Annotated in this window: 6 protein-coding genes; 1 reads left to right on the forward strand and 5 read right to left on the reverse strand. The window is 68.8% G+C overall.

What is annotated here, in order from left to right; all coding sequences use genetic code 11:
- The 4 genes from WBA11_RS07565 to WBA11_RS07580 all read right to left on the reverse strand — a co-directional run.
- The coding region (locus tag WBA11_RS07565) for a hypothetical protein (protein ID WP_424520090.1) at nt 1-397 on the reverse strand (397 nt) is incomplete at its 3' end.
- A gap of 137 nt (nt 398-534) precedes the next feature.
- A complete protein-coding gene (locus tag WBA11_RS07570; protein ID WP_424520091.1) occupies nt 535-984 on the reverse strand; it encodes a hypothetical protein in 450 nt (149 codons plus the stop codon).
- 80 nt (nt 985-1,064) lie between these two features.
- Nucleotides 1,065-1,496, reverse strand: a complete 432-nt coding sequence (locus WBA11_RS07575) for a hypothetical protein (RefSeq protein ID WP_424520092.1) — start codon at nt 1,494-1,496, stop codon at nt 1,065-1,067.
- Nucleotides 1,497-1,653: 157 nt separating this feature from the next.
- Complete coding sequence (locus WBA11_RS07580) at nt 1,654-3,171, reverse strand: SulP family inorganic anion transporter (RefSeq protein ID WP_424520093.1); 1,518 nt, start codon at nt 3,169-3,171, stop codon at nt 1,654-1,656.
- 373 nt (nt 3,172-3,544) lie between these two features.
- Between WBA11_RS07580 and WBA11_RS07585 the strand changes: the two genes are divergently transcribed.
- The gene (locus WBA11_RS07585; protein ID WP_424520094.1) at nt 3,545-4,171 is read left to right on the forward strand and encodes a methyltransferase domain-containing protein; all 627 of its coding nucleotides are present in this window, start codon (nt 3,545-3,547) and stop codon (nt 4,169-4,171) included.
- A 10-nt stretch (nt 4,172-4,181) separates the two neighbouring features.
- Here the strand turns inward: WBA11_RS07585 and WBA11_RS07590 are convergent.
- The coding region (locus WBA11_RS07590; protein ID WP_424520095.1) for a 7-carboxy-7-deazaguanine synthase QueE at nt 4,182-4,607 on the reverse strand (426 nt) is incomplete at its 5' end.

Here is a 4,607-nt window from a genome sequence, read left to right on the forward strand (position 1 = left end):
GCGCGTCGCCGTCGCCGAAGACGACGAACTCGATGGTGTACGTCGCCGACGTCTCGGGCACGAAGAAGAGGATCTCGCCCTCGTCCGTCTCGACGCCGGACGCCATCTCGTCGCCTACGCCGTTGGCGACATAGATGTCCGGGTCCGAGCCCTCGCCCGACGGCGTTATCGCGACGATCATGTACTCGACGCCGGCCTCGAGGTCGAGCGTGAGCATCACGTCGGACGCGTCGGCCCCGGTGTACGTCGTGATGATCGGCCCGGCGACCGTGATCGCGCCGTCCTCCGCGGTGGGGCCGTTCTGCTGGAAAAAGGACTCGATAGCCGCGGCCCCGCTCTGGGCGTTCGCTGCGACGGAGCACAAGGCGGTAAGGGCGGTCAGAAAGAGTCGGCGCATGGGTCGCGATCGTGGTGTGCGACCAACGTATTCGAGGAGTGGGGGCGGCTGCGTGGATCCCGAGATCCGTTCGTCCGACCTCGAGGGTTCACCGCTCCTCGAGGTCCACCTCTGCACCGGCCGTCCTCGAGGACGGCTCAGTCGCCCTGGAGAATCACGTAGCCGTACGGGACCGGCCGATCGAGGTAGCCACGGCCTTCGGAGTAGACCGTGATCTCGACGGTGTAGGCGGCCGACACCTCGGGCTCGATCGCGACGCCTACGATGCCGTCTTCGGAGCTCATCGTCAGCCCGATGTCGTTGCCCATCCGGTCCGCGACGGTCACGTCCGGGATGAGACCGCTGTTCTCCGGCGTGGCGGCGACCAGCACGTACTCGGCGCCGCCCTCGAGGTCGACGTCGCGCGTCGCGTCGGGTGCACCGGCGTCGGTGTACTCAGCCACAAACGGGCCGGCGACAATGGTCGTCCCGTTCTCCCGGGCGAGAGCGACAAACTCGTTCAGCCGCTCCTGAACCTCGCCGCCGGTGCCAGTCTGAGGTCCGGCGCAGCCGGCGAGCGAGATGAGGGCGAGGTGAGGAGTCCTCACGCTAGCCCGCCTACGGTGCGTCGGGTCTGGATCCGGCGATCCGTTTGAGCGGCCTCCAGCGTCGCTTTTCCGCGCTCTTCCTACGAACCGCTCTCCCGCAGAACGATGAGCCCGTACGCGCGTGGGCCGGAACGCGGCCCCGCGACGCGGACCTCGATGACGTGTGGCCCGGCCTCTCTGGCAGAGACCATCATCATGAAGCCGCCACCATTTACCGTGCCCTCTCCGACGGACCCGCCGCTCGGCCCTATCACGACAACATCTGGGGTGAACCCTGCGTCCGGCCGCGTCATCACGGCCAGCACGTAGCTGGCCCCGGCCTCGAGGTCGAGGCGGTGGACCGTGTCCAGGGCATCCAGGTGCTCGGCGAGGAGAGGTCCCGCGACGATCTCGTTCCCGTTTTCCTGAGCGATGGACACGACCCCTTCCATGATGGCCTGTGTGACCTGGAGGTCCGTCTGGGCGCCCGCCGAAGCGGACAGGGCGAGAGTGGCGACGAAGAGACGGAGCATCGGTCCGGACGGTTGGGAACGCCCAACGTATCCGCCGCCCTCGAGGGCGGGCCTGGATCTCGCGATCCGTTCGAGCGGGCCCTAGCACCCGCCCTCGAGAACAGGCCATCCAGTCGGAGCCCGTCCTCGAGGGCGGAGACTCGGCCCCGAGGGCAGCTTAGTGGCCGCCGGCGAGAGCGAGCGCGCCCGGCTTGTCGTGGACCGCCAAGCGGTCGTGGAGGGACTGGCTGGCGTCGTTGAGGCCGACGACCTCGACCTCGACGCCGCGACGGCGGAACCGGAGAACAGCCCGGTCGATCGCGTCCACGGCCGATCCGTCCCAGACGTGGGCGCGGGACAGGTCGAGGACGACGCGGTCGACGTCCTCCTGGAAGTCGAACGTGTTGAGGAAGCCCTGGACGGTCACGAAGAAGAGCGAGCCCGTCACAGCGTAGGTGTGCGTCCGGCCCAGCGTCCCGTGGCTCTCCTCGACCTCCATGAACGCGTGGTCCGCGACCTGGCGGGCGAAGAACAGCGCGCTCAAGACCACGCCAGCCAGCACGCCAATCGACAGGTCGTGCGTGATGACGACGGCGGCGACGGTCACCAGCATCACGAACGTCTCGGACTTGGGCGACTTGACCATGGCCGGGATCGAGCCCCAGTCGAACGTGCCGATCGACACCATCACCATGACGGCAACGAGAGCGCCCATCGGGATCAGAACGAGCCAGTCCGAGAGAACCAGAATGAAGAAGAGCAAGAACACGCCGGCCGAGAACGTCGACAGCCGGCCTCGGCCGCCGCTCGACACGTTGATGACCGACTGGCCGATCATGGCGCAACCGGCCATTCCGCCAAACATGCCGGAGATGACGTTCGCGATGCCCTGGCCGCGCGCCTCGCGGTTCTTGTCGGAGTCCGTGTCCGTCCGCTCGTCGACGATCTGGGCCGTCAAGAGCGACTCGATCAGGCCGACAAGCGCCAGCGCGAACGAGACCGGGAAGATGATCGACAGCGTCTCCCACGTCAGCGCGACGGCCGGAAGCGAGAAGAGCGGCATCACGGTCGGCAGCTCACCCATGTCGCCGACCGTGTTCAAGCCAAAGCCACCCGACAGCGTCAGGCTCACGGCCGTCAACGCGACGATGGCGACGAGCGGTGACGGGATCGCCGTCGTGATGCGCGGCAGGCCGTAGATGATGGCCAGGCCCGCAGCGACGAACGCGTACATCACCCAGCCCTGGCCTTCGAACTGCGGCAGCTGCGCCATGAAGATCAGGATGGCGAGCGCGTTCACGAACCCGACCATGACGGCTTTCGGAACGAACTTCATCGCCCGGCCCAGCTTGAAGGCGCCGAACGCGAACTGGATGATCCCGGTCAGGATCGTCGCGGCGAACAAGTACTCTAGGCCGTGGTCACGGACCAGCGTAATCATCAACAGCGCCATCGCACCCGTCGCGGCCGAGATCATGCCCGGCCGCCCCCCCACGAACGACGTGGTCACGGCGATCACGAACGACGCGTAGAGCCCCACCTTGGGGTCGACGCCGGCGATGATGGAGAACGCGATGGCCTCGGGGATCAAGGCGAGCGCGACGACGACGCCGGCGAGCAGGTCGGCGCGGACGTTCCCGAACCACTCCTGGCGGAGCGTGGCGGGATCGAAGGAGGCGGGGAGTCGGAGAGTCAAGCGTCGGGAGGTCAGCAAACAAAAAGGACCCGCGCACCGGGCGCGGGTCCAGAAGCCAGGCATCAACCGTGCCGGGCGATTCAAAAGTACGGATTCGCATCCCGGTCCTCGGCCTCGAGGGCGGTCTTCTCCCAGCCTCTGCGGCGGAAGCCCTTCCACGTAACGGTCTCTTCATCTTCGCCCTCGAGGCCGGACCGGCCACGGCCCGCACCGAAGGCCGACCGTCCTCGAGGGCGGACCCCGGCGTCCGGCGAACCTCCCTCCGGTCACTCGGCCTCGAGGGCGCAGCTCGGCCTCAGGGCTCGCCCCCTTCGCGGGCGGGCCGGACCCTCGAGGACGCACTGGAGTGCCCAGACTCCACTCCTCCACCGCCGTGCCTGACGTCCTTCCGCCCCACGCCTTCCGACGCGCCGACGAGTCGCCGGACGCCCAGTTCTACGCCACTCCGCGTCTGGTCCACCACATCGACGACGGTGCGCAGGCCGCTGTGACGGCGCTCTACCGCGACCTCGTCCCGGCCGGCGCCGACGTCTTGGACCTGATGTCGAGCTGGGTCAGCCACCTCCCGCCCGGCCTCGAGGCCGGGCGCGTGGCCGGGATCGGGATGAACGCCGATGAGCTGGCGGCCAACCCGCGGCTGACGGAGTGGACGGTTCAGAGCCTGAACGACGATCCCGCGCTGGGCTTCGAGGACAGCGCCTTTGGCGCGGCGCTGTGTTGCGTCTCGGTCCAGTACCTCACGCGCCCCGTCGAGGTGTTCGCGGAGGTCGGTCGCGTCCTCGAGGACGGCGCGCCGTTCGTGGTCACGTTCTCGAACCGGTGCTTTCCGACCAAGGCCGTCGCCGCGTGGCGGGCGTTGGACGACGAAGGGCACGCGGCACTCGTGGCGCACTACTTCGAGGCGAGCGGGGCGTTCGGCCCGGCCGAGGTACACATCCACCGTCCGCCGCTCGGGGATCCGCTGATCGGCGTCGTGGCGCGGGCGGCCTCGAGGGCGTGACGGGTCGGACTCAGTCCACGCCGAGCGCCTTGTGCGTCTGCACCGACACCCGCCACCGCGGGTCTCGAAAGCATAGATCGAGGGCCAGCCGCGTGGCCTCCGCGAGCCTCGGCCCATCCTCCGGCTGGAGCCACAGGTAGCGCCGCCCGTCCGGCTGCTCCCGCACGGCGGCCTCGAGGACGGGATACGCCTCGGGCCGGTAGTCCGGGACGACCAGTTTGAGTTCATCCGCCACCTCGAGGGCGAGCCTCGACTCGGGCAGCTTGGGGCTGCACACGATCCAATCGGCACGCGCGCCGTCGCCGAACGCGTCCCCCAGCGCGACCGTCCCGTTCGTTTCGACGGCGACCCAGAAGCCGTGCGCGTGGAGCGCGTCGACGAGCGCGCTGTCGGCCTGGAGCAGAGGCTCGCCGCCGGTCAGCACGCAGAACCGGAC

It is taken from the genome of Rubrivirga sp. (assembly GCF_049648075.1).
GTDB lineage: Bacteria > Bacteroidota > Rhodothermia > Rhodothermales > Rubricoccaceae > Rubrivirga.